Genomic DNA, 22,832 nt, shown 5'->3' with positions numbered 1-22,832 from the left:
CTTGCCACGGGCCCGTGTTTGCGAGGGCGCACGAGTGGCGCCGCTTTCCGGGGACGGCGAGCAGTCCACACGCTTGCGCAACAGGGTGGGGGAAGTAATCCGGCAAGAGGCGCCTTCGCGACGTTCAGGCGTAACGCCGTGCCTGCCAGTCGAGGCGCTCGCGCACGATGGCCTGATAGGCAGCCAGCCGCCGAGGCGACACGGTGCCGCTCTGGACGGCTTCCAGAATGGCGCAACCCGGTTCCACCAGATGGCGGCAGTTGTGGAACCGGCAGTGGCCGAGATGGGGCCGGAACTCGATGAAGGCCTGCGCCACTTCCTCCGGGCTCAGGTGGTAAAGGCCGAATTCCTGTAGCCCCGGGGAATCGATGAGGTCGCTCGAGCCGTCCAGATGGTAGAGCGTGGCATGGGTGGTGGTGTGGCGGCCGGAATCGAGGGCTTGCGAAATCTCCCGGGTCGCGGCGTGGGCACCGGGCACGAGGGCATTCACCAGGGTGGACTTGCCCATGCCGGACTGTCCCACCAGCACGCTTACCTGGCCCGCGAGATAGGGGCGCAGGGGCGAGACATCCGTCTTCGCAGAGAGCTTCACCAGGGGATAGCCCAGCCCGCCGTAGAGGGCGAGGCGCTCCTCCGCCTGCGCCGTTTCCGGCAGATCGGTCTTGTTGAGGACGATCACGCTCTTGAGATGCGCCGCCTCGGCGGCCACCAGTGCCCGGTTGAGCAGCTCCTCGTAAAAGCTGGGCACGGCCGCCACCACGACGATCACCTGCGTGACGTTGGCGGCCAGAATCTTCTGGCGGCAGGGGTCGGAGCGGTAGAGCACGCTGCTGCGTGGCGCGACGGTTTCGATCACGCCTTCCGCCGGTCCGGTGGGCGTGATCTCCACCCGGTCGCCGCAGGCCACGCCGGTTTTCTTGCCCCGGGTCACACAGCCGAAGATGCGGCCATCCCCGAGTTCCACCTGGTAGCGCTTGCCGTGGGCTGCCACCACACGACCGGCCATGCGCCCCTGCGCCATGGTGTACGGGTCAGAGGTCGAACAGGGCGTCGATCTTGGCGGCGCAGATGAAGTCGTTCTCGGACAGTCCGCCAATGGCGTGGGTGATGTAGCGCACGGTCACCTTGTTGTAGCCCACCTCCAGGTCCGGGTGATGGTCCTCGCGGTGGGAGATCCAGGCAGTGGCGTTCACGAAGGCCATGGTCTCGTGATAGTTCTTGAACTGATAGGTCTTGCTGATGGCGCCATTGCTGAGTTCCCAACCCTTCACCTGTCCCAGGTAGGTGTTGACCTGCTCGGGGGTGAGAGGCGGCACACCCCCTTCACACGGTTTGCAGTGACCCTTGGTCAGATCGCAGACGACGGTGCTCATGATCGGCTCCTCATTGGAAGTGGTAGAAAGTCTGGTTGAGATAGGCGCCCACGTGACGCTCGTCCTCCGGGAACCAGCCGGCGCCGGTGTTGGCATTGCAGGCGGAGATGCGTGAGGCCAGCGCCGCCGCGCTCTTCACCTTGCGGTCCGCACGGGTGTAGATGCCGGAGCCGTCTCCCCCGTAGAGGGAGACGTGGCAGGCCGTGCATTTGGCGTCGTGCAGACGCTTGCCCTTTTTCGCGTCACCGCCGGCGAAAGGTTCTGCATGGACGGTTGTGGCGGCGAGCAGCAGCACAGGCAGCAGGCGGATCATGGTGGACTCCTTTCAGTGGGCGGCGGTTTCCAGGCGGCCGATGCGCAATGCCGCGGGCGGGTGGGAATCGTAGAAAGCAGAATAAAGTGGATCCGGCGTCAGGGTGGCGGCGTTGTCCTGATAGAGTTTGGTGAGGGCAGCCACGAGGGCACCGGCGCTGGCATGCTGCGCAGCGAAGGCATCCGCCTCGAATTCATGGCGACGGGAATAGAGGGACGCCAGCGGATGCAGCAGGAAGCCGGCCACCGGTGCCACCAGCATGAACAGCGTGAGTCCCATGTAGGTGGAAGGCTGGCTGACCCCGAGCCCCTTGAAGAAACCTTCGGTCTCCATCAGCCGGGACAGCAGCCACAGGGCGGCGAGACTCAGGGTGAACAGCCAGACCAGCCGCTTGGTCACGTGGCGGCGCGTGAAATGGCCCAGCTCGTGGGCGAGCACGGCTTCCACTTCCTCCGGCGCGAGTTTTTCCAGCAGGGTGTCATAGAAGACAATGCGCTTCGCCCGGCCGAAGCCCGTGAAATAGGCATTGCCGTGGCTGGTGCGGCGCGAGCCGTCCATCACGAACAGGCCGCGGGGCGTGAAGTCGCAGCGGGCGAGCAGGGCTTCGATGCGCCGTTTCAGCTCGCCTTCCGGCAGCGGGGTGAAGCGGTTAAACAGGGGCGCGATCACGGTGGGATAAAGCGTCAGAACCAGCAGGTTGAAAGCCGCCCACACGCCCCAGGCATACAGCCACCAGGTTTCACCCGCAGCACGCATCAGCCAGAGCAGCAGGAACACCAGGGGCAGACCCAGCACCAGCATGACCAGCGTGCCCTTGAAGAGATCCGCCACGAACAGCGCCGGGGTCATGCGGTTGAAGCCGAAGCGGGTATCGATCACGAAGGTGCGGTACAGGGAAAAGGGCAGTTCCGACACGCCGAGCAGCAGCACCACGCTGGTCACGACCAGCGCCCCCCGGGGCAGTTCCGCGGCCACTGCGCTGCGCCAGAAGCCGTCCAGCGCATCGAGACCGCCGCCCAGGGTGAGGAACAGCAGCACCAGGGCATCGGTCACCGCCTGCACCATGTTGAGGCGGGTTCTGGCCACGGTGTAGTCGGCGGCTTTCTGGTGGTCCGCGAGCGCGATGCGCCCGGCAAAGGCCGCCGGGACGTGGTCCCGATGCGCTAGAATGTGTGCCACGTGACGGCGCGCAAGCCAGAGCTGGACGAGCACGCTGGCTGCGAGGGCGGACAGGAATACGGCCGTCACCGTCTGCGCAGGAATAATCATGGCTTTGGAAAGGGTTTTTCCGGGCCCGGAAGAGAACAGGAATTATGGCACAGGCGCCAAACGAGAATCACCTGATCTGGATCGACATGGAAATGACCGGACTGTATCCGGAGCAGAACCGCATCATCGAAGTGGCGCTGGTGGTCACCGATGCCCAGCTCAACGTAGTGGCGGAATCGCCTGCGCTGGCGGTCCATCAGCCGGACGAGGTGCTGGACGCCATGGACGACTGGAACAAGAGCACCCACGGCAAGAGCGGACTCATCGAGCGGGTGCGTGCATCCACGTTGAGCGAGGCGGAAGTCGAGGCGCAGATGATTGCGTTCCTGGAGCCGCTGGTGCCGGCGGGCAAGTCGCCCATGTGCGGCAACTCGATCTGCCAGGATCGCCGTTTCCTGGCCCGCTACATGCCGAAACTGGAAGCCTACTTCCACTACCGCAACCTGGACGTGAGCACGCTCAAGGAGCTGGTCAAGCGCTGGAAGCCGGAGATCGCGTCCGGCGTGGTGAAGGAAGGCAGGCACACGGCGCTCGCCGACATTTACGAATCCATCAACGAACTCAAGTACTACCGGGAGCATTTCATCAGGGCCTGAGGTTCCCGCGTGGCGCGGGCTGCGCCCCCGGCGCTGGTCCCGCGCGCCCCGCGCCGGCCGGATGGAAGTGTCCATTCCCCAGTGAGCCTTCAAGAGCGGAGCAGTCATGAGCAATGGCCATACCTTCACCATCGAGGTGAATCCCAGGATTCCGCGCCGGCTGGCGCGGCTGGAGGAACTCGCCACCAATCTCTGGTACAGCTGGGACCGGCCCACACGCACCCTGTTTGCGCGCCTGCACCCCGGTCTGTGGGACGCGGTGGGGCACAACCCCAAGCTGTTCCTGCGGCGCATCGACGAACAGCGGTTGGTGGATGCGGTGGACGATCAGGTCTTCCTCGCCACCTACAACCGTGTGCTGTCCGCGTACGACACCTATCATTCGGAGCCCATGCGCGCCACCGGGCAGGAAACCCTGCGCGAGCACGACCTGGTGGCGTATTTCTGTTTCGAGTTCGGCCTGCACGAGAGCTTCCCCATCTACTCGGGTGGCCTGGGCATCCTGGCGGGGGACCATTGCAAGGCCGCGAGCGACATGCGCCTGCCCTTCGTTGCCGTCGGGCTGCTCTACCGCCAGGGCTACTTCACCCAGACCATCAACAGCGAGGGCCAGCAGGTCGCCACCTATCATGATGCCGACTTCGACGACCTGCCCATCACGCCGGTGCTGCAGGACGATGGCAACGAGCTGCACGTGAAGGTGCCTCTCGCCGGACGCCAGGTGGCGGTCAAGGTGTGGGAGGCCACCATCGGCCATGTGCGTCTGGTGCTGCTGGATACGGACCTGGAAGAGAACACGCCGGAAGACCGGGACATCACCCATCAGCTCTACGGCGGTGACCGCCACACCCGCATCCGCCAGGAAATCATCCTGGGCATCGGCGGGCCGCGGGCGCTTGCCGCCATGGGACTCAAGCCCACGGTGTGGCACATCAACGAGGGACATGCCGCCTTTCTGATCCTGGAGCGCATCCGCATGCTGCGCGCGGCCGGGCTGGATTTCGCCAGCGCCCTGGAGGCAGTGGCGGTCAACACGGTGTTTACCACCCACACCCCGGTACCCGCTGGTCACGACCATTTCGCCCAGGACATGATCGAGGCCTATTTCCGGGACTTCCTCCCGGAGCTGGGCATCAGCCGCGAGGAATTCATGGCCCTGGGGCGCAAGGACGGCGCGCCGGACTTCAACATGACCGCCCTGGCCATCCGCGGCTCCCGCCACCACAACGGCGTGTCGCGCATCCATGGCGAGGTGTCCTCGCGCATCTGCGCCGATCTCTGGCCGCAGATCGATCCCGCGGAAAACCCCATGAGCTACGTCACCAACGGCGTGCACGTGCCCACTTTCCTGGCGCTGGAGTGGGCGGAACTGTTCGACCAGTTCCTCGGCTATGAATGGCGCCACCGCATGTCCGACGTGAGCTACTGGTCGAAGATCGACCAGATCCCGGATCACCTGTTCTGGAGCGTGCACCAGTCGCTCAAGTCGCAGATGCTGCAGCTGGTGCGCCACCGCATCGCCCACCAGCACCTGCGCAACCATGGCTCCCAGGCCCACCTGGACCGTATGTTCCGCTTTGCCGATCCGGCCAACCCCAACGTGCTCACCATCGGCTTTGCGCGCCGCTTCGCCACCTACAAGCGCGCCACGCTGCTGTTCGAGAACCTGGACTGGCTGCGCGAGATCCTGGCCGATGCCGAGCGGCCGGTGCTGTTCATCTTTGCCGGCAAGGCCCACCCCGCGGACCTGCCTGGGCAGGAGCTGATCCGTCAGATCTACCACATCATGCACATGCCGGAATTCGTGGGCAAAGTGCTGCTCGCGGAAGGCTATGACCTCAACATGGCGCGGCGGCTGGTGGCGGGTGTGGACGTGTGGCTCAACAATCCCGTCTATCCGCTGGAGGCGAGCGGCACCTCGGGCATGAAGGCCGGCATCAACGGCGTGCTCAACCTCTCCGTGCTGGATGGCTGGTGGGGCGAGGGCTACGACGGCAGGAATGGCTGGGCCATCAAACCCGCGCCGGAGAACATGGACGAGTATCGGCGCAACAAGGAGGACAGCCAAACCCTCTATGAGCTGCTCCAGGATCAGGTGATTCCGCTCTACTACAAGCGCGACAGGTTCGGCTATTCACCGGAGTGGGTGAAGATGGCCAAGATTTCCATTGCCACGCTGCTGCCCCGCTTCAATGCCGGCCGCATGGTGGGCGAATACGTGAGTCGGTTTTACCTGCCGGCGGCCAAGGCCGGGCGCCATTACGCGGAGGGCGGCTTTGCCAACGCGCGCACGCTGGCAGCCTGGAAGCAGCGCGTGCGGGCGGCCTGGGGTGGTGTGGCGCTGCGACGCCTGGATACGCCGAAACGCCGCATCCGTTTCGGAGACGAGGTGCGTTTCGAGGTGGCGGCCCGGCTCAATGGCCTGGAACCCCAGGACGTGGTGGTGGAAATGCTCATGACCCGCGCCAACAAGTATCACGTGAAGGACGCGCACCACTACCGTTTCAGCTTCGACCGGGTGGATCCGGAGACCGGCGAGCACCGCTTCGTGCTCGACCTTGCGCCCAGCCTGTGCGGACGGCTGGATTACCGCATTCGCGCCTATCCCGCCCACCCCCTGCTCACCCATCCCCTGGAGATGGGCCTGATGGTCTGGCTGTAGGCCGACCCTACTGCGCGATGCGGGTGCAGTTGCGGCCCGCGCGCTTGGCGTCGTAGAGCGCGCGGTCGGCGCGCAGCACCAGGCTGTGGCCGTTCTCACCCTCCTCGAGGCGGGCGATGCCGCAACTGAACGTCACTTCGATGCGGTGCTGGTCGTAGATGAGGGGCGAGCGGGCGATCACGTCACGCAGGCGATCCACCACGAATTGCGCGCCCTGGATATCGGCATCGGGCAGGATCAGGAGGAACTCCTCGCCCCCGTAACGTACCAAGGCATCGGACTCCCGCAGCACCGAGCGCGCCACCATGCTGATGTGGGCGAGCAGGGCATCGCCCGCATCATGGCCGTACTGATCGTTGACCGTCTTGAAATGGTCGATGTCGATCATGGCGACGGTGAGGCGGCCGCCGTGGCGCCGCACCCGTGCGACTTCACGGGTGAGCACCGCGTCCATGCCGCGCCGGTTCTGGGCGCCGGTCAGGGCATCCTCCAGCAGCGACTGGCGGGTCTCGCTGAGTTCCGAGGCCATGCGTTCCAGGGTGGAGCGTGTGACGGCGAGCTCATCCTGGGTGCGTGCCACCGACTGGTGGATCAGATCCGCTTTTTCCGTGAGCGCCTGCGCCAGGCGCAGGATCAGGTCCTTCTCCTGGGCACTGTCCAGCTCGTTCACCGTGGCGCGGATGTCTGCATTGTGAGCCTCGAGTTCGCCGCTGAGCTTGTTCGTGCGGCGGATCACCATCTCCACCAGCTGGCGCACCATGTCCACGATTTCCCGGGAAGCCTCCGCCGCCGGGAAGGCGGGCGGTGGCAGGGGCGTGCCCGCCATCTCCGCGTACACCCGGGCATAGTTTTCCGGCGTGGCGGGCAGCTGGCGCTCCGCCAGGGCGAGCAGGGTGGCGCGGGCGAGATCGGCGACGGAAGGTGGAGTCATGGGGGGTTCCGCGAGCGTCGTGGGGCAATGTTACATCTTCTGCCGCAGCTTGTCCGGACCCGTCCCTCAGGGGGCGAGCCGCCGATAGAGTTCCAGATAGGCGCGGGCGCTGCGTTCCCAGGAAAAATCCATACGCATGCCCGCCTGCTGGATGCGCCGCCACAGGGGCCTGTCCTGCCAGGCGGCGAGCGCCCGGCGGACGGCCTCGAGCACCGTGGCGTAGTGCATGTCGTGAAACACGAAACCGGTGGCCGTGCCGGCGGCGATGTGCTCCGGCGTGGCGTCCACCACAGTATCCGCCAGTCCGCCGGTGGCGTGGACCACGGGCGGCGTGCCGTAGCGCTGGCTGTACATTTGGTTGAGACCGCAGGGCTCGTAGCGGGACGGCATGAGGAACAGGTCGGCCCCCGCTTCCATGAGATGGGACAGGCCCTCGTCGAAGCCGATGGTGACGGAAAGCTCGCCCGGATGTCGTGCAGCGAGGGTGCGCAGGGCCGTTTCCAGTTCCGCCTCGCCCGTCCCCAGCACGGCCACCTGGGCGCCCTGGCGCAGGATCTCCGGCGTGATGGCCAGCACGACGTCCGACCCCTTCTGGTAGGTGATGCGCGAGATCACCGCGACCAGTGGCCGGTTCGCGTCGGGCGCCAGCCCGAGGCGCTCCCGGAGTTCGCGTTTGCAGGCCTGTTTGCCTTCCAGATGTTCTGCGTCGAAGGGTTGCGGCAGATGGGGGTCACGGGCCGGGTCCCACTCGCTCACGTCGATGCCGTTCAGGATGCCCGTCAGCCGGTCGCGCCGCTCCCGCAGCAGGCCGTGCATGCCGAAACCCAAAGTTTCCTCCTGGATTTCCCTGGCGTAGGTGGGGCTCACCGTGGTCAGCCAGTCGGCGTAATACAGGCCCGCCTTGAGGAAGGAGAGATGGCCGTAATATTCCAGCCCGTGCAGGCTGAAACTATCCGGCGGCAGACGCAGGGCCCCGAGCAGGCCGGCGTCGAAATTGCCCTGGTAGGCGAGATTGTGGATGGTCATCACCGTTGCTGCGCCGCCGCCACGGAAACGCAGGTAGGCGGGCGCAAGGCCGGTCTGCCAGTCATTGCAGTGCAGGATGCGGGGCCGCCAGTCGGTCAGGGGGCTGGCGTCCGAGGCGAGCAGGGCGGCGGCGTGAGAAAGCAGGCCGAAGCGATGGGCGTTGTCGCCCCAGTCCCGCCCGTCCGGTGCCTGATAGGGCCCGCCGTCGCGGTTAAAGTAGGCATCCCAGACGACGATATAGAGGGGGACACCGCTGCCCGGCACCTGCGCCTGGCGCAGTTCCACCCGTCCCGCCGTGTAGGGATGGTCGAACCAGGCCACCGCGTGCCCGTCCGGCACACGCTCGAGCACCTGCCGATAACCGGGAACCAGCACCCGCACATCGGCACCCAGGGCGCGCAGCGCGGCAGGCAGGGCGCCGGAGACATCGGCGAGCCCCCCGGTCTTGATCAGGGGATGGATTTCCGAAGTGGCAAAGAGAATGGGTAAGGACATTCCGGCGGCGTTTCTTGTTCTTCTATAGTGGAGGTTGGATTATCCCAGATTTGCCGCGGCCTGCGCCGGGGCAATGACGGGCACATTGCAATTTCCGCATCAGCGCAACCAGGGGAGAGGTTCCGATGAAGATTGGCATGGTGGGTTTGGGCCGCATGGGCGGTAACATGGTGCGGCGCCTGCGACGCGGTGGCGTCGAGGTGGTGGCCTGGAACCGCAGTTTCGAGGTGACCGAGGCACTGGCCCAGGAAACCGGTGCCCAGCCGGCCCGCAGCTTCGAGGAACTGGTGGCGGCCCTGCCCGCGCCGCGCGTCGTCTGGCTCATGCTGCCGGCGGGGCAGGCCACTGACGCGGCCATCGAGCAACTGGCTGCCCTGCTTGCGCCCAATGATCTCATCGTGGATGGTGCCAACGGCTATTACCGCGATGCCATTCGCCACGGGGCGATGCTGAAGGCACGGGGACTGCAGTTCATCGACTGCGGGGTGTCCGGCGGCATCTGGGGGCTTACCAACGGCTACTGCCTGATGTTCGGCGGTGAGCCGGAAGCGGCAGCGCGGGTCATCCCCTACCTGCGGGTCCTGGCGCCCACGCCGGATACCGGCTGGCTGCACTGCGGGCCGGTGGGTGCCGGGCATTTCACCAAGATGGTTCACAACGGCATCGAGTACGGCATGATGCAGGCCCTGGCGGAGGGCTTTGCCCTGCTCAAGGCCAAGCGCGAGTTCGCGCTGGACATTGCCGCCATTGCCGAACTGTGGCGCCACTCCAGCGTGGTGCGTTCCTGGCTGCTCGACCTCACCGCTGAGGCCTTGGCCCGGGATCAGCAGCTCACCGGCATCGAGCCCTATGTCCCGGATTCCGGCGAGGGCCGCTGGACGGCGTTGGAGGCGGTGGAGCAGGGGGTGCCCACGCCGGTGATGACCCTGGCCCTGATGATGCGCTTCGCCACCCAGGGGGGCAACGATTTTCCCGCCAAGCTGCTGGCCATGATGCGCAAAGGCTTTGGCGGCCATGCGGTGAAGACCGGAGGTGACAAATGAGCGCGAACGGCAGCCCGGATACGCCCTGTAGCTTCGTCATCTTCGGCTCCACCGGCAATCTGTCCCAGACCAAGCTTCTGCCCGCCCTCTATCATCTGGAGCGCGCAGGCAGGCTGCCGCCCCACATGAGCCTGTTCGCCTTCGGCCGGCGTCCCTTCACCGATGCGGACTGGTGTGCCTTCATGCGCGAGGCGCTGGAGCGCAAGCTCAAGGAGCGCTTCGATCCCGCCCTGTTCGAACAATTCGCCCAGCGCTTCACCTACGTCCAGGGCGAGCTGCACAGCCGGGAAGACTACGAGAAACTCAAGCAGGCGCTGGCCACCCCCAAGATGGGCGCGTGCACCAATGTGGTGTTCTACCTTGCCATCAAGCCGGCGGAGTTCACCGCGGTGATCAACAACCTGGACCGGGCCGGACTCAACAAGCCGCGCGGTTTGCATCGCATCGTGGTGGAGAAGCCCTTCGGCGAGGACATCGAGAGCGCCGAGATGCTCAACCAGGTGCTGCACCGGCATTTCGACGAGGAGCAGGTCTATCGCATCGACCATTACCTGGGCAAGGAGACGGTGCAAAACCTGCTGGTATTCCGTTTCGCCAACACCCTGATCGAACCCCTGTGGAACCGCAATTTCATCGATCACGTGCAGATCACCGTGGCCGAAGAGGTGGGCATCGGCAAGCGGGCGGATTACTACGAGCGCGCCGGGGCGTTGCGCGACATGCTGCAGAATCACCTGATGCAGCTGCTCACCGTGGTGGCCATGGAGCCGCCTGCCAACATGGATGCCGACGCAGTGCGCGACGAGAAGGTGAAGGTGCTGCGCTCCATCCGCCCCATTTCCAAGCGTTCGGTCAACGCCCACGCCTTCCGCGCCCAGTATGCAGCCGGTTTCATGAATGGCGAGCCGGTGCCCGGCTACCAGGAGGAGGAGGGCGTGGAGCCGGGCTCGGTCACCGAGACCTTCGTCGCCGCCAAGTTCTACATCGACAACTGGCGCTGGCGTGATGTGCCGTTTTACCTGCGCACCGGCAAGCGCATGGCCAAGCAGCTCTCCCTGATCGCGATCCGCTTCAAGCACCCGCCCCAGCAGCTGTTCCGGGAAACACCCCTCACCTCTATCGCCCCCAACTGGATCGTGCTTTCCCTGCAGCCCGAGGAAAGCATGCACATGGAGGTGCACGTGAAGCAGCCGGGGCTGGAGATGCAGACACGGGTGCTGAAGATGAACGCCTTCTACCAGGAACCGGGTGCCAAGTCCCTCGACGCCTACGAGAACCTGCTGCTGGATGTGATCGAGGGCGACCGCACGCTGTTTTTGCGTTACGACGAAGTGGAATGGGCCTGGCGCGTGGTGGATCCCATTCTCAAGCACTGGGCCATGGAGCGCGACTACATCCATACCTATCCCGCCGGCAGCTGGGGGCTGCAGGAAGCTAACCGCCTGTTCGACGGCGAGGATCAGGAATGGCGCAACGAGGTGTGACGGTCTGATGGAAATGCGCTGGCACCTGCTGCCCGACGCCGCCGCGGTGGCGGCCGAGGTGCGCCGGCGGCTTTTGACCGCAGCGCAGGAAGCCATCGACCGACGGGGAAGCTTCCACCTGGTGCTGGCCGGCGGCGCCACGCCGCGCCTGCTCTATGCCTCGCTGGTGGACGCATCGGCCGACTGGGCGCACTGGCACATCTGGTTTGGCGACGAACGGGTGCTGGAGGCCGATCATCCCGAGCGCAACAGCGTCATGGCCAGGGAGGCCTGGCTCGACCATGTGGCCATTCCGACGCCCCAGATCCACGTCATTCCCACGGAGCGGGGACTCGAGTCCGCGGTGGCGGCCTACCGGCAGGCGCTGGCGGGCATTCCCGATTTCGATGTCGTGCTGCTGGGGCTGGGGGAGGACGGACATACGGCCAGCCTGTTTCCCGGCCACGACTGGGGGGCGGACGCGGGCGCGCCGGACGTGCTGGCCGTGCAGGATGCCCCCAAACCGCCGCCCGAGCGCGTCTCCCTTTCCGCGGCAAGGCTTTCGCGGGCACGCGCCGTGTGGTTTCTGGTGACGGGTGCGTCAAAACGCGAGGCAGTGGCGCGCTGGCGGCGTGGCGAGTCCGTTCCGGCCGCGGCCATCAGGCCGGCGGCGGGGGTGGATGTGTTTCTGGACGAAGCCGCCGCAGGCGAGACACGCCCGCCTGCTTGAGGGGGCCCGTCCCGAATCCCGCGCAGTGGGGCACGCGCGGATAGTCTTCCGGCCTGGGGTTTCCGGTTTCGACAGGCGCGGCGGCAGAGACGGAAGGAGCTAGGTCAAAAGCCGCGCCACCAGTCCCATGGGGGCCGGGGCCGGAAGGGGAATGCGCACCCGGTGACCGGCTCCCGGCGCCACCTGGAGGGGTGCGCCCGTCAAATCTTCCATCCGGGTCAGCCGAAGCTCGTGGTTGCCGGCCGGACTCAGCACTTCCAGACGGTCCCCCAGCGCGAAGCGGTTCTTCACCTCGATTTCGGCCCAGCCGGCGGCATCCTGGGCGGCCACCCGGCCCACGTACTGACTGCGTCCGGATTCCGAATGGCCGCGCAGGTAGTTCTGGTATTCCGCGCTGTGGTGGCGCTGGTAGAAGCCATCGGTGTAGCCGCGGTTGGCGAGTCCTTCGAGGCTGCCGAGCAGGGCGGGATCGAAGGGGCGGCCTGCGACGGCGTCGTCGATGGCGCGGCGATAGGCCTGGGCGGTGCGCGCCACGTAATAGACGGACTTGGTGCGCCCCTCGATCTTGAGCGCGTCCACGCCGATGGCCACCAGCCGCGCCACGTGTTCGATGGCACGCAGATCCCTGGAATTCAGGATGTAGGTGCCATGCTCATCTTCCAGGATGGGCATCAACTCGCCGGGCCGCTCGCCTTCCTCCACCAGATAGACCCGGTCGGCAAGGGGATGGCGCGACTGCCCACCGCAGTCTGCCAGGGCGGGCGCGCTCATCGCGGCACGGAAATCCAGGTCGATTTTCTGCCAGTCGCCGCTGTCGGTCTCACTGGCCGCGTGCACCCGGTACTCCCAGCGGCAGGCATTGGTGCACGTGCCCTGGTTGGGGTCGCGGTGGTTGAAGTAGCCGGACAGCAGGCAACGGCCGGAATAGGCGATGCACAGGGCCCCGTGCACGAACACTTCCAGCTCCATGTCCGGGCACTGCTGGCGGATCTCGGCGATTTCATCAAGAGACAGCTCGCGTGACAGGATCACCCGTTTCAGGCCCAGCTGCTGCCAGAAGCGCACCGCGGCGTAGTTCACGGTGTTGGCCTGCACCGAGAGATGGATGGGCAGCTCCGGCCATTTTTCGCGCACCATCAGGATCAGGCCGGGATCGGCCATGATCAGGGCGTCTGGCCCCATGGCGATCACCGGCGCCATGTCGGCGAGATAGGTGCGCACCTTGGCATTGTGGGGCATGAGGTTGCTCGCCACGTAGAACTTTTTGCCCAGCCGGTGGGCCTCCGCGATGCCCTCGGCGAGGGCTTCGAGGTCGAACTCGTTGTTGCGCACGCGCAGGCTGTAGCGGGGCTGGCCGGCGTAAACCGCGTCGGCGCCATAGGCGAAGGCATAGCGCATTTTCTCCAGGCTGCCGGCGGGAGAGAGCAGTTCGGGCGGGCGCGGCATGGCAGGGGACAGAAACGGGCCGGTGGCAGGGACAAACGGAGTAAAATTTTACCCCATGCCCGATCCCACCTTCGTCCATCTGCGTCTGCATTCCGAGTTTTCCGTGGTGGACGGCATCGTGCGCGTGGACGATGCGGTGGAGCAGGCCCGGGCGGATGGCATGCCGGCGCTGGGCCTCACCGACCTCGCCAACGTCTTCGCCCTGGTGAAGTTCTACAAGGCTGCGCGCAGCCGGGGCGTGAAGCCCATCATCGGCTGCGATGTCTGGGTGAGCAACGACGCCAACCGCGACCAGCCGTTCCGCCTGCTGCTTCTGTGTCGCAACCGAGAGGGCTATCACCGCCTGTGTGAATTGCTTTCGCGCGCCTACCGGGAGAACGCCTACCGGGGGCGGGCCGAGTTGCGCCGGGAGTGGTTTGCGGATGGAGGCGGCGAGGGGCTCATCGCCCTGTCCGGCGCCCATCTCGGCGACGTGGGACAGGCCCTGCTGCAGCAAAACTGGGAACGGGCACGCCAGCTCGCCACCGAATGGGCCACGTGGTTCCCGGGGGCTTTCTATCTCGAGCTGCAGCGGCCCGGCACGCCCCAGGCGGACAGCCACGTGCGTTTCGCCGTGGCTCTGGCGCGGGGGCTGGGCCTGCCCGTGGTGGCCACCCATCCCATCCAGTTCCTGCGGCGTGAAGACTTCCAGGCCCACGAGGCGCGCGTGTGCATCGCAGAGGGTTACGTGCTGGGCGACCCACGCCGGCCGCGTCCCTTCACCGAGGAGCAGTATTTCAAGACCCAGGCGGAGATGGCGGCGCTGTTCGCGGATCTGCCCGAGGCCCTGGCCAACAGCGTGGAAATCGCCAAGCGCTGTAACTTCACCATCGAGCTGGGCAAGCCCAAGCTGCCCCTGTTCCCCACCCCGCCCGGTGTGAGTCTGGACGAGTTCATGGTGGCGCAGGCCAGAGCCGGACTGGAGCAGCGGCTGGCGCAACTGTTCCCGGAGCCCGCCACGCGCGAAGCCATGCGCCCGACCTATGAGGCACGGCTGGATTTCGAGACCCGGACCATCATCCAGATGGGCTTCTCCGGCTATTTCCTGATCGTGGCCGACTTCATCAACTGGGCCAAGAACAACGGCGTGCCGGTGGGCCCCGGGCGCGGCTCCGGCGCCGGCTCCCTGGTGGCCTACTGCCTGGGCATCACCGACCTCGATCCCCTGCGCTACGACCTGCTGTTCGAGCGTTTCCTCAACCCCGAGCGGGTGTCCATGCCCGACTTCGACGTGGATTTCTGCCAGGACGGGCGCGACCGGGTGATCGACTACGTGCGCCGCCGCTACGGCGAGGAAAGCGTGTCCCAGATCGCCACCTTCGGCACCCTGGGCTCCAAGTCGGTGATCCGCGACGTGGGGCGGGTGATGGACCTGCCCTACAACTTCTGCGACCAGCTCTCCAAGCTGATTCCGGTGGAGGGCGTCAAGCCGGTCTCCCTGGCCAAGGCGCTGGAGATGGAGCCCCAGCTCAAGGAACGCTACCAAAACGAGGAAGAGGTGCGCGCCCTCGTCGATCTGGCGCAGAAGCTGGAGGAACTGACGCGCAACGTGGGCATGCATGCGGGCGGGGTGCTCATCGCACCCGGCCGCATCACGGATTTCTGCCCCATCTACAGCGCCCAGGGCTCCGACTCGGTGGTGAGCCAGTTCGACAAGGACGACGTGGAAGCTGTTGGCCTGGTGAAGTTCGACTTCCTGGGACTGCGCACCCTCACCATCATCGACTGGGCGGTGAAGTTCGTGCGCGCCCTGGCGCTGGCCCCGGGGGATGAGGCCTTCCGCATCGAGGCCATCCCTCTCGACGATCCGGCCACCTACAAGCTCCTCAAGGCCTGCAACACCACCGCCGTGTTCCAGCTGGAAAGCCGCGGCATGAAGGATCTCATCCGGCGCCTGCAGCCCGATACCTTCGAGGACATCATCGCCCTGGTGGCCCTGTTCCGCCCCGGCCCGCTTCAGTCCGGCATGGTGGACGACTTCATCAACCGCAAGCACGGCCGGGCCAAGGTCGATTACATGCATCCCCGGCTGGAGACGGTGCTCAAGCCCACCTACGGCGTCATCGTCTATCAGGAGCAGGTGATGCAGATCGCCCAGATCCTGGGGGGCTACACCCTGGGCGCCGCGGACCTGCTGCGCCGCGCCATGGGCAAGAAGAAGCCGGAGGAGATGGCCAAGCATCGTTCCATCTTCGTCCAGGGGGCGGTGGAACGGGGGGTGGACGAGAAGCTCGCCACCGAGCTGTTCAACCTGATGGAGAAGTTCGCCGAGTACGGCTTCAACAAGTCCCACTCGGCGGCCTATGCCCTCGTCGCCTATCAGACGGCCTACCTCAAGGCGCATCATCCGGCGGCCTTCATGGCGGCCACCCTCACCGCCGACATGGGCGATACCGACAAGGTGTTCAATCTCTACGGCGACTGTCTGGAAAACGGCCTGGAAATCCTGCCACCGGACATCAATGCCAGCGAATACCGTTTCGTGCCGCTGGACGCACGCCGCATCCGCTACGGTCTGGGCGCGATCAAGGGGACCGGCCATGCTGCCATCGAGGCCATCGTGCGGGCGCGCGAGAGCGGCGGACCCTTCACCGGCCTGTTCGATTTCTGCCGGCGCGTGGACCGGCGCCAGGTGAACCGGCGCGTGATCGAAGCGCTGATCCTGGCCGGCGCCTTCGACAGCCTCAACGACCATCGGGCGAGCCTCATGGCCTCGGTGGGGCAGGCGCTGGAAGCGGCGGAGCGGGCCGCCGCCCATGCCCGTCAGGCCAGCCTGTTCGGGCTGGACGAGGGGGGCGATGCGCCCGCCGAGGAAACCCTGGTGGAGGTGCCCCGCTGGTCCAAAAAGGAGCTGCTGCAGCAGGAGAAGAAAAGCCTGGGCTTCTACCTGAGCGGCCACCCCTTCGACGCCTATCGGGACGAGGTGTCCGCGTTCGTCAAAACCCGCCTCGGGCAGCTCGTGCCCCAGCAGGAGAAACAGCTCCTCGCGGGCATCATCCATTCCATCCGCACCATGATGACCCGTCGCGGCAAGATGGCCTTCGTCGTTTTGGATGACGGCGAGGCCCAGGTGGAGGTCGCGGTATTCAATGAGCTCTACGAGAAACACCGGGACCTGCTGCGCGAGGACCAGCTGCTGGTGGTGGAGGGCAAAGTGGTGCGCGACGAGTACTCGGGTGGGCTGCGCGTCAGCGCCGATCGGCTCTACGGCGTGAGTGAGGCCCGCACCCGTTTTGCCCGTGGCATCTGCCTGGCCATGAACGGCCAGGCCAGCGCAGAGAAGTTGCGAGAGCTGTTGGCGCCCTACCGCAAGCCCCCCGGCCCGGAGGACGAGGTGGCCGGTTGTCCGGTCCTGGTGCGCTATCACAACGGCGTGGGCCAGTGCGAGCTCGCCCTGGGGGATGCCTGGCGGGTCCGGCTGGACGACGACCTGCTGCAGGGGCTGCGCGCCTGGCTCAGCGAGGGCGCGGTGAGCGTCCTCTACGGCTGAGAGCCGGCCGCGCAGTGCCTGGGAGCCGGCCCAATCCCCGGCGGCAGAAGGCGCCTCCCGCGTCAGGCTGCGGTCCGGCTGCCGCGTGCGCTGCCCGTCCCGCGGCGGGAGCATCCCCGGCTGGCTGCTGCCCTCAAGTTTTCCTCGTGTGCGCCGATACCCCAGGCCAGAGCCGGGACCGTCCCCGGGGCGCAAAAAAGAGTTGCAGGAAGGGTTAGAATATTAGATAATGCTTATACCAAGTCGTGCTTGCGCGTCTGCGAGCGATTTGGCGTTGTCTCCTCCTCCATCCTCCTCCTTTGGTGGATTTAAGCGCGGGTTCCCCCCGCGCTTTTTTTTCGCCGCCTTTCGCGCGCCGGCAATGTGCCGCTACCATGGCGCTTTTGCGGAGGAAACATGAGCGGCCCCTGCCTCGTCGATGCGGACTTGCTGGACGCCTTGAGCCGGGAGGCGCGCGCCCATCCCCGCGGGCGCCGGAATCTCAATTTCCACGCCAGCGCCGACGCGCCCTGTCAGCGTCTGCTCAACGCCATCGAGCCCGGCAGCTATGTCCCACCCCACCGGCATCTGGATCCTGCCAAGGACGAATCCATCATCGCCCTGCGCGGGCGTCTGGGCGTGGTGATCTTCGACGAAGGGGGCGTAGTGCGGGAGACGGGGGTGCTCGCGCCGGGTGGCGTGGCGCTGGTCAACATTCCCCATGGCACTTACCACACGCTGATGGCCCTGGAGCCCGGCACGGTGTTTTTCGAGGCCAAGGCGGGGCCCTACGAGCCCCTGACGGCGGAAGAACGTGCCCCCTGGGCGCCCCAGGAGGGCGCGCCGGGCTGGCAGGACTATCTTCAGTCCCTGCTGGTGCGTTTCACGGCTGGCTGACAGTCGGCGCTGGGCAGCCGCCGGAAATCCTCGAACACTCCCTCGGCCGGCTCCACTTGGATGCCTTCCACACGCGCCGCCTCCGGTCCGCGGCGCGCCCACGCGATGAGCTGCGCCACGGCCTCGGGCGCGCCGTGGACCATGGCCTCCACGCTGCCGTCCGAGCAGTTGCGCACCCAGCCGGTCACGCCCAGGGTGAGCGCCTGCCGGCGCATGGATTCGCGAAAGAAGACGCCCTGCACACGGCCGTGGATCCTGAGGTGGCGCGTGATTTTTGCCATGTCGCTCATGGTATTCGACCCTACCTATTTTGAACCGGTCCCAGCGGTAAAAAAGAACTATTTACAGAACCCCGGTGTCTGGGCCAAGGTTACACCATCGAGGTGCGGGCGCGCTTCGGTATCGTTTCAACCAATCGTTTCAACCAAAACAGGAGACAACCATGCTGAATCCAATCAAGTACCTTACGGTTCTGGCCGCGGTCGCGGTGTTGACCCTGACCGGCTGTGCCAGCCAGCAGACGGCCAATGCGCCGGTGAAGGCGGTCTATCACATCAACGACAGCAGCACTGCCACCGCCGCTCTGCGCAACATCAACAACCACCTCAATGCCGATCCCAAGGCCAAGATCACGGTGGTGACCCACGGCAACGGCATCGACTTCCTGCTGGACGGCGCAACGGACAAGAACGGCAACCCGTACAACATTCCGGTGGAAGAGCTGATGGCCAAGGGTGTGGACTTCCGCGTCTGCAACAACACCCTGACCAGCCGCAAGATCGACAAGAGCAAGGTGCTGCCGGGCGCCAAGATCGTGCCCTCCGGCGTGGCCGAGCTGGCCAAACTGCAGGCCCAGGAAGGTTACGTGTACGTCAAGCCCTGAGCGGAGCCACTCTCCCCGAAGCGGCCTGCGGGCCGCTTTTTTTATGGGCGCGGGTTTTCCAGGCAGCCGCCACCGTGCGGCTGCGCCCGTCGCGGCTACTTCACCCGCATGCCGGGCTGGGCACCGGCATCCGGGCTGAGCAGGAAGATACCCGGACCTTCCCCGGAGGCAGCGAGCACCATGCCCTCCGAAACCCCGAATTTCATCTTGCGGGGCGTGAGATTGGCCACCATCACCGTGAGACGGCCGGTGAGCGCGGCGGGATCGTAGGCGGACTTGATGCCGGCAAACACCGTGCGCGGCTGCGCCTCGCCCACGTCCAGGATAAGTTTGAGCAGCTTGTCCGCCCCTTCCACGGCTTCGGCGCGCAGGATGCGGGCGATACGCAGGTCCACCTTGGCGAAGTCGTCAATGGAAATGGTCGGCCCGCCGGCAATCACGCCCGCCCCCTCTGCCCTCGCGGGAGAGGGGGAGGTCGCATGCTGCTGTTTCTCCGCATGCCGGGCTTGGGAATGGGTGTCGGGCTTGGGGCTTTCCAGGGTTTGTCTGTTCGCTTCCAGCAGGGCGTCGATCTGTTTCCGGTCCACCCGCGTCATGAGATGGCGGTAGGGCTCGATGACATGCCCTTCCAGCAGTTGTCCGGCGTCTGCCCAGGTGAGGGGCGCAATGGCGAGGAAACGCTCCACATCCTGCGCCACCCGGGGCAGCACGGGTTTCAGGTAGAGGGTGAGCAGGCGGAACAGGTTGAGACTCACGGAACAGACCTGGTGCAGGCGCGCCGCCTGATTCGGGTCGCGGGCGAGCTCCCAGGGTTTGTGCTCGTCCACATACTGGTTGGCCAGGTCGGCAAGCCGCATGATTTCCCGCACCGCCCTGCCGTATTCCCGCGCCTCATAGAGGGCGGCCAGGGTCGGGGCCGCTGCGCTCACCTCCGTCAGCACGGGCGCACGCTCCAGCGGGGAGGCCAGGCGTCCGCCAAAGCGCTTGCTGATGAAGCCCGCGCTGCGGCTGGCGATGTTGACGTATTTGCCCACCAGATCGCTGTTCACCCGGGCGACGAAGTCCTCCAGGCTGAGGTCGATGTCCTCCATGGTGGCGTTGAGCTTGGCTGCGTAGTAATAGCGCAGCCATTCCGGGTCCAGCCCCTGCTCGAGGTAGCTGCGGGCGGTGATGAAGGTGCCGCGCGACTTGGACATTTTCTGGCCGTCCACGGTGAGGAAGCCGTGGGCGAAGATCCGGGTGGGCGTGCGATGGCCGGAAAAGTGGAGCATGGCCGGCCAGAACAGGGCGTGGAAATAGAGAATGTCCTTGCCGATGAAGTGGTAGAGCTCGCTTTGCGCGCCCGCCTTCCAGTAGGCGTCGAAATCCAGGCCGAGCCGCTGCGCCAGGTGGGCGAAGCTCGCCATGTAGCCGATGGGCGCATCCATCCACACGTAGAAGTATTTGCCCGGCGCGTCCGGAATCTCGAAACCGAAATAGGGCGCATCGCGGGAGATGTCCCAGTCCTGCAGGCCCGCAGCAAACCATTCCCGCATCTTGTTGGCGGCTTCCTCCTGCAGGTGGCCGGCCTGGGTCCAGCTCTCCAGGAAGGCCCGGCAACGCGGGTCGCTCAAGCGGAAGAAATAGTGTTCGGACTGCCGGCGCACCGGCGTGGCGCCGGACACCGCGGAGTAGGGCTGGATCAGCTCAGTGGGGCTGTAACTTGCCCCGCACACCTCGCAGCTGTCCCCGTACTGATCCCTGGCGTGACAGCGGGGACACTCGCCCTTGATGAAACGGTCCGGCAGGAACATTTCCCGTTCCGGGTCGTAAAACTGCTCGATGGTGCGCACCTCGATCAGCTTCGCCTCATCCCGCAGGGTACGGTAGATGGTTTCGGCCAGACGGCGGTTTTCCGGGGAGTGGGTCGAATAGTATTCGTCGAAACCGATGTGAAAGCCGGTGAAGTCCCGCAGGTGTTCCCCGTGCATGCGTTCGATAAGGCGTTCCGGGCTGATGCCTTCCTTTTCCGCGCGCAGCATGATGGGGGTGCCGTGAGTGTCGTCGGCGCAGACGTAATGGCAGGTGTGCCCCTGCATCTTCTGGAAGCGCACCCAGATGTCCGTCTGGATGTATTCCACGAGGTGGCCGAGATGGATGCTGCCGTTGGCGTAGGGCAGGGCGGAGGTGACCAGGATCTTGCGCGACATGACAGCCTTGGAGAAAAGCCCGTATTCTAGCCGCCCCGTGCGCCGCCCGCAGCGGGATTCTGCCGCGCCTGCCGCTTGCCCCATGCTCCTTTGGGGTTATTCCATGATTTTTCAGGAAAATTTTGCCCGGCGCGGGCGAAAGCTATAGAATGGCCGTCTTTTCCGGTTGTCCTTGAGTAGGGAGAAAGCCAGCATGTCCATTACCGAAAGCCAAGTCCAGGAAGCCCTCAAGGGCGCGGTGGATCCCAACCTGCAGAAGGACTTCGTGAGCGCGAAGACCGTGCGCAACATCAGGATCGAGGGTAACGACGTCAGCTTCGACATCGTCCTGCCCTATCCCGCCAAGACCGTGCAGGAGGAGATCCGTGCCCTGGCGGAGAATGCGGTGAAGAGCATCCCGGGTGTGGGCAAGGTGACGGCCAATGTCTCCTGGAAGATCGTCGCCCACGCGGTGCAGCGGGGCGTGAAGCCCGTCCCGGGCGTGCGCAACGTGATCGCGGTCGCCTCCGGCAAGGGTGGGGTGGGCAAGTCCACCACCGCCGTTAACCTGGCCCTGGCCCTGGCCGCCGAGGGGGCGCGGGTGGGCATCCTGGATGCCGACATCTACGGTCCTTCCCAGCCCACCATGCTGGGCATCACCGGCAAGCCCGAGGCCGCCGAGGACGGCCAGCACCTGCTGCCCATGATGGGCCACGGCCTGCAGGCCATGTCCATCGGCTTTCTGATCGACGTGGAGACGCCCATGGTCTGGCGCGGTCCCATGGTCACCCAGGCCCTGGAACAGCTGCTGAACCAGACCAAGTGGGACGACCTCGACTACCTGGTGGTGGACCTGCCGCCGGGCACCGGGGACATCCAGCTCACCCTGGCGCAACGGGTGCCGGTGACCGGCGCGGTGATCGTTACCACCCCCCAGGACATCGCCCTGATCGACGCCCGCAAGGGCCTCAAGATGTTCGAGAAGGTGAACATTCCCATCCTGGGCGTGGTGGAGAACATGAGCATCCACATTTGCTCCAAGTGCGGCCACGAGGAGCGCATCTTCGGCGAGGGCGGCGGCGAGCGCATGTGCAAGGATTACAACGTGGAATTCCTGGGCGCCCTGCCGCTGGACATCCACATCCGGGAGCAGGCCGATTCCGGCAAACCCACGGTGGTGGCCGATCCCGACAGCCGCGCGGCCCAGATCTACCGGCAGATCGCGCGCCGGGTGGCGGTGAAGATCGGCGAGCTGGCCGCGGACCACTCCGCCAAGTTCCCCACCATCGTCATCCAGAACACCTGACGTTGCCACGGCCAGGCGCGGCGGCCCCGGGTTGTTTTACAATGGGGGCCCCGCGCCTTGCTATTTTTTTGGGCAGGAACGACATGAGCATCAAATCGGACAAGTGGATCCGCCGCATGGCGCTCGAATACGGCATGATCGAGCCGTTCGAGCCCAACCAGATCAGGGAAGTCAACGGTCGGCCCATCGTCTCCTACGGCACGTCCAGCTACGGCTACGATATCCGCTGCTCCAACGAATTCCGCCTGTTCACCGACATCAACACCACCATCGTCGATCCCAAGAATTTCGATCCCAATTCCTTCGTCGAGGTGACGGGCGATTACTGCATCATTCCGCCCAATTCCTTCGCGCTGGCGCGCACGGTGGAATATTTCCGCATTCCGCGCAACGTGCTCACCATCTGCCTGGGCAAGTCCACCTACGCCCGGTGCGGGATCATCGTCAACGTGACGCCCTTCGAGCCCGAATGGGAGGGCTATGTGACCCTGGAGTTTTCCAACACCACGCCCCTGCCGGCCAAGATTTACGCCAACGAAGGCGTGGCGCAGGTGATCTTCTTCGAGTCCGACGAGCCCTGCGAGGTGTCCTACAAGGACCGGGGCGGCAAATATCAGGGGCAGCGCGGCGTCACCCTGCCGCGCATCTGACGCCTGGGCAACCGCCCGTGAGCGCTGCCACCAACCCTGCCGCCCCCGCCACCGCGGGCCGGCGCCTGTGATA

General features: G+C 65.7%; 19 protein-coding genes. 10 read left to right on the top strand and 9 right to left on the bottom strand.

What is annotated here, in order from left to right; genetic code table 11:
* Positions 1-124 precede the first annotated feature (124 nt).
* The 4 genes from rsgA to ACZ42P_RS03815 are packed head-to-tail and all read right to left on the bottom strand — an operon-like array spanning position 125 to position 2,955.
* A complete protein-coding gene (rsgA, locus tag ACZ42P_RS03830; RefSeq protein ID WP_464898774.1) occupies positions 125-1,021 on the bottom strand; it encodes a ribosome small subunit-dependent GTPase A in 897 nt (298 codons plus the stop codon).
* Positions 1,022-1,031: 10 nt separating this feature from the next.
* A complete protein-coding gene (locus ACZ42P_RS03825) occupies positions 1,032-1,373 on the bottom strand; it encodes a 4a-hydroxytetrahydrobiopterin dehydratase (protein WP_464898773.1) in 342 nt (113 codons plus the stop codon).
* Between the two features lie 10 nt (positions 1,374-1,383).
* Positions 1,384-1,686 carry a cytochrome c family protein gene (locus ACZ42P_RS03820; protein ID WP_464898772.1) on the bottom strand — a complete coding sequence of 101 codons (303 nt, stop codon included), beginning with the start codon at positions 1,684-1,686 and terminating at the stop codon, positions 1,384-1,386.
* Between the two features lie 12 nt (positions 1,687-1,698).
* Positions 1,699-2,955 (bottom strand): M48 family metallopeptidase, encoded by a 1,257-nt coding sequence (locus tag ACZ42P_RS03815; protein WP_464898771.1) that lies wholly within the window; start codon positions 2,953-2,955, stop codon positions 1,699-1,701.
* A 44-nt stretch (positions 2,956-2,999) separates the two neighbouring features.
* Between ACZ42P_RS03815 and orn the strand changes: the two genes are divergently transcribed.
* Both orn and glgP read left to right on the top strand, forming a co-directional pair.
* Positions 3,000-3,551 (top strand): oligoribonuclease, encoded by a 552-nt coding sequence (orn, locus tag ACZ42P_RS03810; RefSeq protein WP_464898770.1) that lies wholly within the window; start codon positions 3,000-3,002, stop codon positions 3,549-3,551.
* A 106-nt stretch (positions 3,552-3,657) separates the two neighbouring features.
* A complete protein-coding gene (glgP, locus tag ACZ42P_RS03805; protein WP_464898769.1) occupies positions 3,658-6,213 on the top strand; it encodes an alpha-glucan family phosphorylase in 2,556 nt (851 codons plus the stop codon).
* Between the two features lie 7 nt (positions 6,214-6,220).
* Here glgP and ACZ42P_RS03800 read toward each other — a convergent pair whose 3' ends face one another.
* Together ACZ42P_RS03800 and glgA are read right to left on the bottom strand one after the other, a co-directional pair.
* Entirely contained in the window at positions 6,221-7,144 is a 924-nt protein-coding gene (locus ACZ42P_RS03800; protein WP_464898768.1) for a GGDEF domain-containing protein, read from the bottom strand.
* A gap of 66 nt (positions 7,145-7,210) precedes the next feature.
* Positions 7,211-8,665 carry a glycogen synthase GlgA gene (gene glgA / locus ACZ42P_RS03795; protein ID WP_464898767.1) on the bottom strand — a complete coding sequence of 485 codons (1,455 nt, stop codon included), beginning with the start codon at positions 8,663-8,665 and terminating at the stop codon, positions 7,211-7,213.
* A gap of 125 nt (positions 8,666-8,790) precedes the next feature.
* Here glgA and gnd point away from each other — a divergent pair, with 125 nt between their 5' ends.
* The 3 genes from gnd to pgl are packed head-to-tail and all read left to right on the top strand — an operon-like array spanning position 8,791 to position 11,901.
* The gene (gene gnd, locus ACZ42P_RS03790) at positions 8,791-9,708 is read left to right on the top strand and encodes a phosphogluconate dehydrogenase (NAD(+)-dependent, decarboxylating) (RefSeq protein WP_464898766.1); all 918 of its coding nucleotides are present in this window, start codon (positions 8,791-8,793) and stop codon (positions 9,706-9,708) included.
* The gene (zwf, locus tag ACZ42P_RS03785) at positions 9,705-11,192 is read left to right on the top strand and encodes a glucose-6-phosphate dehydrogenase (RefSeq protein WP_464898765.1); all 1,488 of its coding nucleotides are present in this window, start codon (positions 9,705-9,707) and stop codon (positions 11,190-11,192) included. The genes gnd and zwf overlap by 4 nt, the downstream gene beginning before the upstream one ends.
* Positions 11,193-11,199: 7 nt before the next feature.
* Positions 11,200-11,901, top strand: a complete 702-nt coding sequence (pgl, locus tag ACZ42P_RS03780) for a 6-phosphogluconolactonase (RefSeq protein ID WP_464898764.1) — start codon at positions 11,200-11,202, stop codon at positions 11,899-11,901.
* A gap of 99 nt (positions 11,902-12,000) precedes the next feature.
* Here the strand turns inward: pgl and trhP are convergent, their stop codons facing one another.
* The gene (gene trhP, locus ACZ42P_RS03775; RefSeq protein ID WP_464898763.1) at positions 12,001-13,347 is read right to left on the bottom strand and encodes a prephenate-dependent tRNA uridine(34) hydroxylase TrhP; all 1,347 of its coding nucleotides are present in this window, start codon (positions 13,345-13,347) and stop codon (positions 12,001-12,003) included.
* Between the two features lie 55 nt (positions 13,348-13,402).
* Here trhP and dnaE point away from each other — a divergent pair, with 55 nt between their 5' ends.
* Complete coding sequence (dnaE, locus tag ACZ42P_RS03770; RefSeq protein ID WP_464898762.1) at positions 13,403-16,876, top strand: DNA polymerase III subunit alpha; 3,474 nt, start codon at positions 13,403-13,405, stop codon at positions 16,874-16,876.
* 396 nt (positions 16,877-17,272) lie between these two features.
* On the top strand, positions 17,273-17,752 hold the full coding sequence (locus ACZ42P_RS03765; RefSeq protein ID WP_464898761.1) for a WbuC family cupin fold metalloprotein: 480 nt from the start codon (positions 17,273-17,275) through the stop codon (positions 17,750-17,752).
* Here ACZ42P_RS03765 and ACZ42P_RS03760 read toward each other — a convergent pair.
* Positions 17,719-18,033: an acylphosphatase gene (locus ACZ42P_RS03760; protein ID WP_464899361.1), complete on the bottom strand. Its 315-nt coding sequence runs from the start codon at positions 18,031-18,033 to the stop codon at positions 17,719-17,721. The genes ACZ42P_RS03765 and ACZ42P_RS03760 overlap by 34 nt on opposite strands.
* Before the next feature lie 161 nt (positions 18,034-18,194).
* On the opposite strand from ACZ42P_RS03760, the gene ACZ42P_RS03755 reads away from it, so the two are divergent.
* On the top strand, positions 18,195-18,635 hold the full coding sequence (locus ACZ42P_RS03755; RefSeq protein WP_464898760.1) for a DsrE family protein: 441 nt from the start codon (positions 18,195-18,197) through the stop codon (positions 18,633-18,635).
* A 95-nt stretch (positions 18,636-18,730) separates the two neighbouring features.
* On the opposite strand, the gene metG is transcribed toward ACZ42P_RS03755, so the two are convergent.
* Positions 18,731-20,824: a methionine--tRNA ligase gene (metG, locus tag ACZ42P_RS03750; RefSeq protein ID WP_464898759.1), complete on the bottom strand. Its 2,094-nt coding sequence runs from the start codon at positions 20,822-20,824 to the stop codon at positions 18,731-18,733.
* Positions 20,825-21,017: 193 nt separating this feature from the next.
* Here metG and apbC point away from each other — a divergent pair, with 193 nt between their 5' ends.
* Together apbC and dcd are read left to right on the top strand one after the other, a co-directional pair.
* The gene (gene apbC / locus ACZ42P_RS03745; RefSeq protein ID WP_464898758.1) at positions 21,018-22,109 is read left to right on the top strand and encodes an iron-sulfur cluster carrier protein ApbC; all 1,092 of its coding nucleotides are present in this window, start codon (positions 21,018-21,020) and stop codon (positions 22,107-22,109) included.
* A gap of 83 nt (positions 22,110-22,192) precedes the next feature.
* Complete coding sequence (gene dcd, locus ACZ42P_RS03740) at positions 22,193-22,759, top strand: dCTP deaminase (protein WP_464898757.1); 567 nt, start codon at positions 22,193-22,195, stop codon at positions 22,757-22,759.
* The last annotated feature ends 73 nt before the right edge of the window (positions 22,760-22,832 follow it).

Source organism: Thiobacter subterraneus (assembly GCF_055379455.1).
The sequence above is the reverse complement of the archived record's forward strand: the minus strand, read 5'-3'. Positions and strand labels throughout refer to the sequence as shown.

Bases quoted from the DNA above. Each gene is read 5' to 3' on its own strand.
- dnaE (WP_464898762.1), top strand. From the start codon at position 13,403: ATGCCCGATCCCACCTTCGTCCATCTGCGTCTGCATTCCGAGTTTTCC.
- gnd (WP_464898766.1), top strand. From the start codon at position 8,791: ATGAAGATTGGCATGGTGGGTTTGGGCCGCATGGGCGGTAACATGGTG.
- ACZ42P_RS03825 (WP_464898773.1), bottom strand. From the start codon at position 1,373: ATGAGCACCGTCGTCTGCGATCTGACCAAGGGTCACTGCAAACCGTGT.
- orn (WP_464898770.1), top strand. From the start codon at position 3,000: ATGGCACAGGCGCCAAACGAGAATCACCTGATCTGGATCGACATGGAA.
- glgA (WP_464898767.1), bottom strand. From the start codon at position 8,665: ATGTCCTTACCCATTCTCTTTGCCACTTCGGAAATCCATCCCCTGATC.
- ACZ42P_RS03815 (WP_464898771.1), bottom strand. From the start codon at position 2,955: ATGATTATTCCTGCGCAGACGGTGACGGCCGTATTCCTGTCCGCCCTC.
- ACZ42P_RS03760 (WP_464899361.1), bottom strand. From the start codon at position 18,033: ATGGCAAAAATCACGCGCCACCTCAGGATCCACGGCCGTGTGCAGGGC.
- dcd (WP_464898757.1), top strand. From the start codon at position 22,193: ATGAGCATCAAATCGGACAAGTGGATCCGCCGCATGGCGCTCGAATAC.
- ACZ42P_RS03755 (WP_464898760.1), top strand. From the start codon at position 18,195: ATGCTGAATCCAATCAAGTACCTTACGGTTCTGGCCGCGGTCGCGGTG.
- zwf (WP_464898765.1), top strand. From the start codon at position 9,705: ATGAGCGCGAACGGCAGCCCGGATACGCCCTGTAGCTTCGTCATCTTC.
- rsgA (WP_464898774.1), bottom strand. From the start codon at position 1,021: ATGGCGCAGGGGCGCATGGCCGGTCGTGTGGTGGCAGCCCACGGCAAG.
- ACZ42P_RS03765 (WP_464898761.1), top strand. From the start codon at position 17,273: ATGAGCGGCCCCTGCCTCGTCGATGCGGACTTGCTGGACGCCTTGAGC.
- apbC (WP_464898758.1), top strand. From the start codon at position 21,018: ATGTCCATTACCGAAAGCCAAGTCCAGGAAGCCCTCAAGGGCGCGGTG.
- ACZ42P_RS03820 (WP_464898772.1), bottom strand. From the start codon at position 1,686: ATGATCCGCCTGCTGCCTGTGCTGCTGCTCGCCGCCACAACCGTCCAT.
- glgP (WP_464898769.1), top strand. From the start codon at position 3,658: ATGAGCAATGGCCATACCTTCACCATCGAGGTGAATCCCAGGATTCCG.
- pgl (WP_464898764.1), top strand. From the start codon at position 11,200: ATGGAAATGCGCTGGCACCTGCTGCCCGACGCCGCCGCGGTGGCGGCC.
- metG (WP_464898759.1), bottom strand. From the start codon at position 20,824: ATGTCGCGCAAGATCCTGGTCACCTCCGCCCTGCCCTACGCCAACGGC.
- trhP (WP_464898763.1), bottom strand. From the start codon at position 13,347: ATGCCGCGCCCGCCCGAACTGCTCTCTCCCGCCGGCAGCCTGGAGAAA.
- ACZ42P_RS03800 (WP_464898768.1), bottom strand. From the start codon at position 7,144: ATGACTCCACCTTCCGTCGCCGATCTCGCCCGCGCCACCCTGCTCGCC.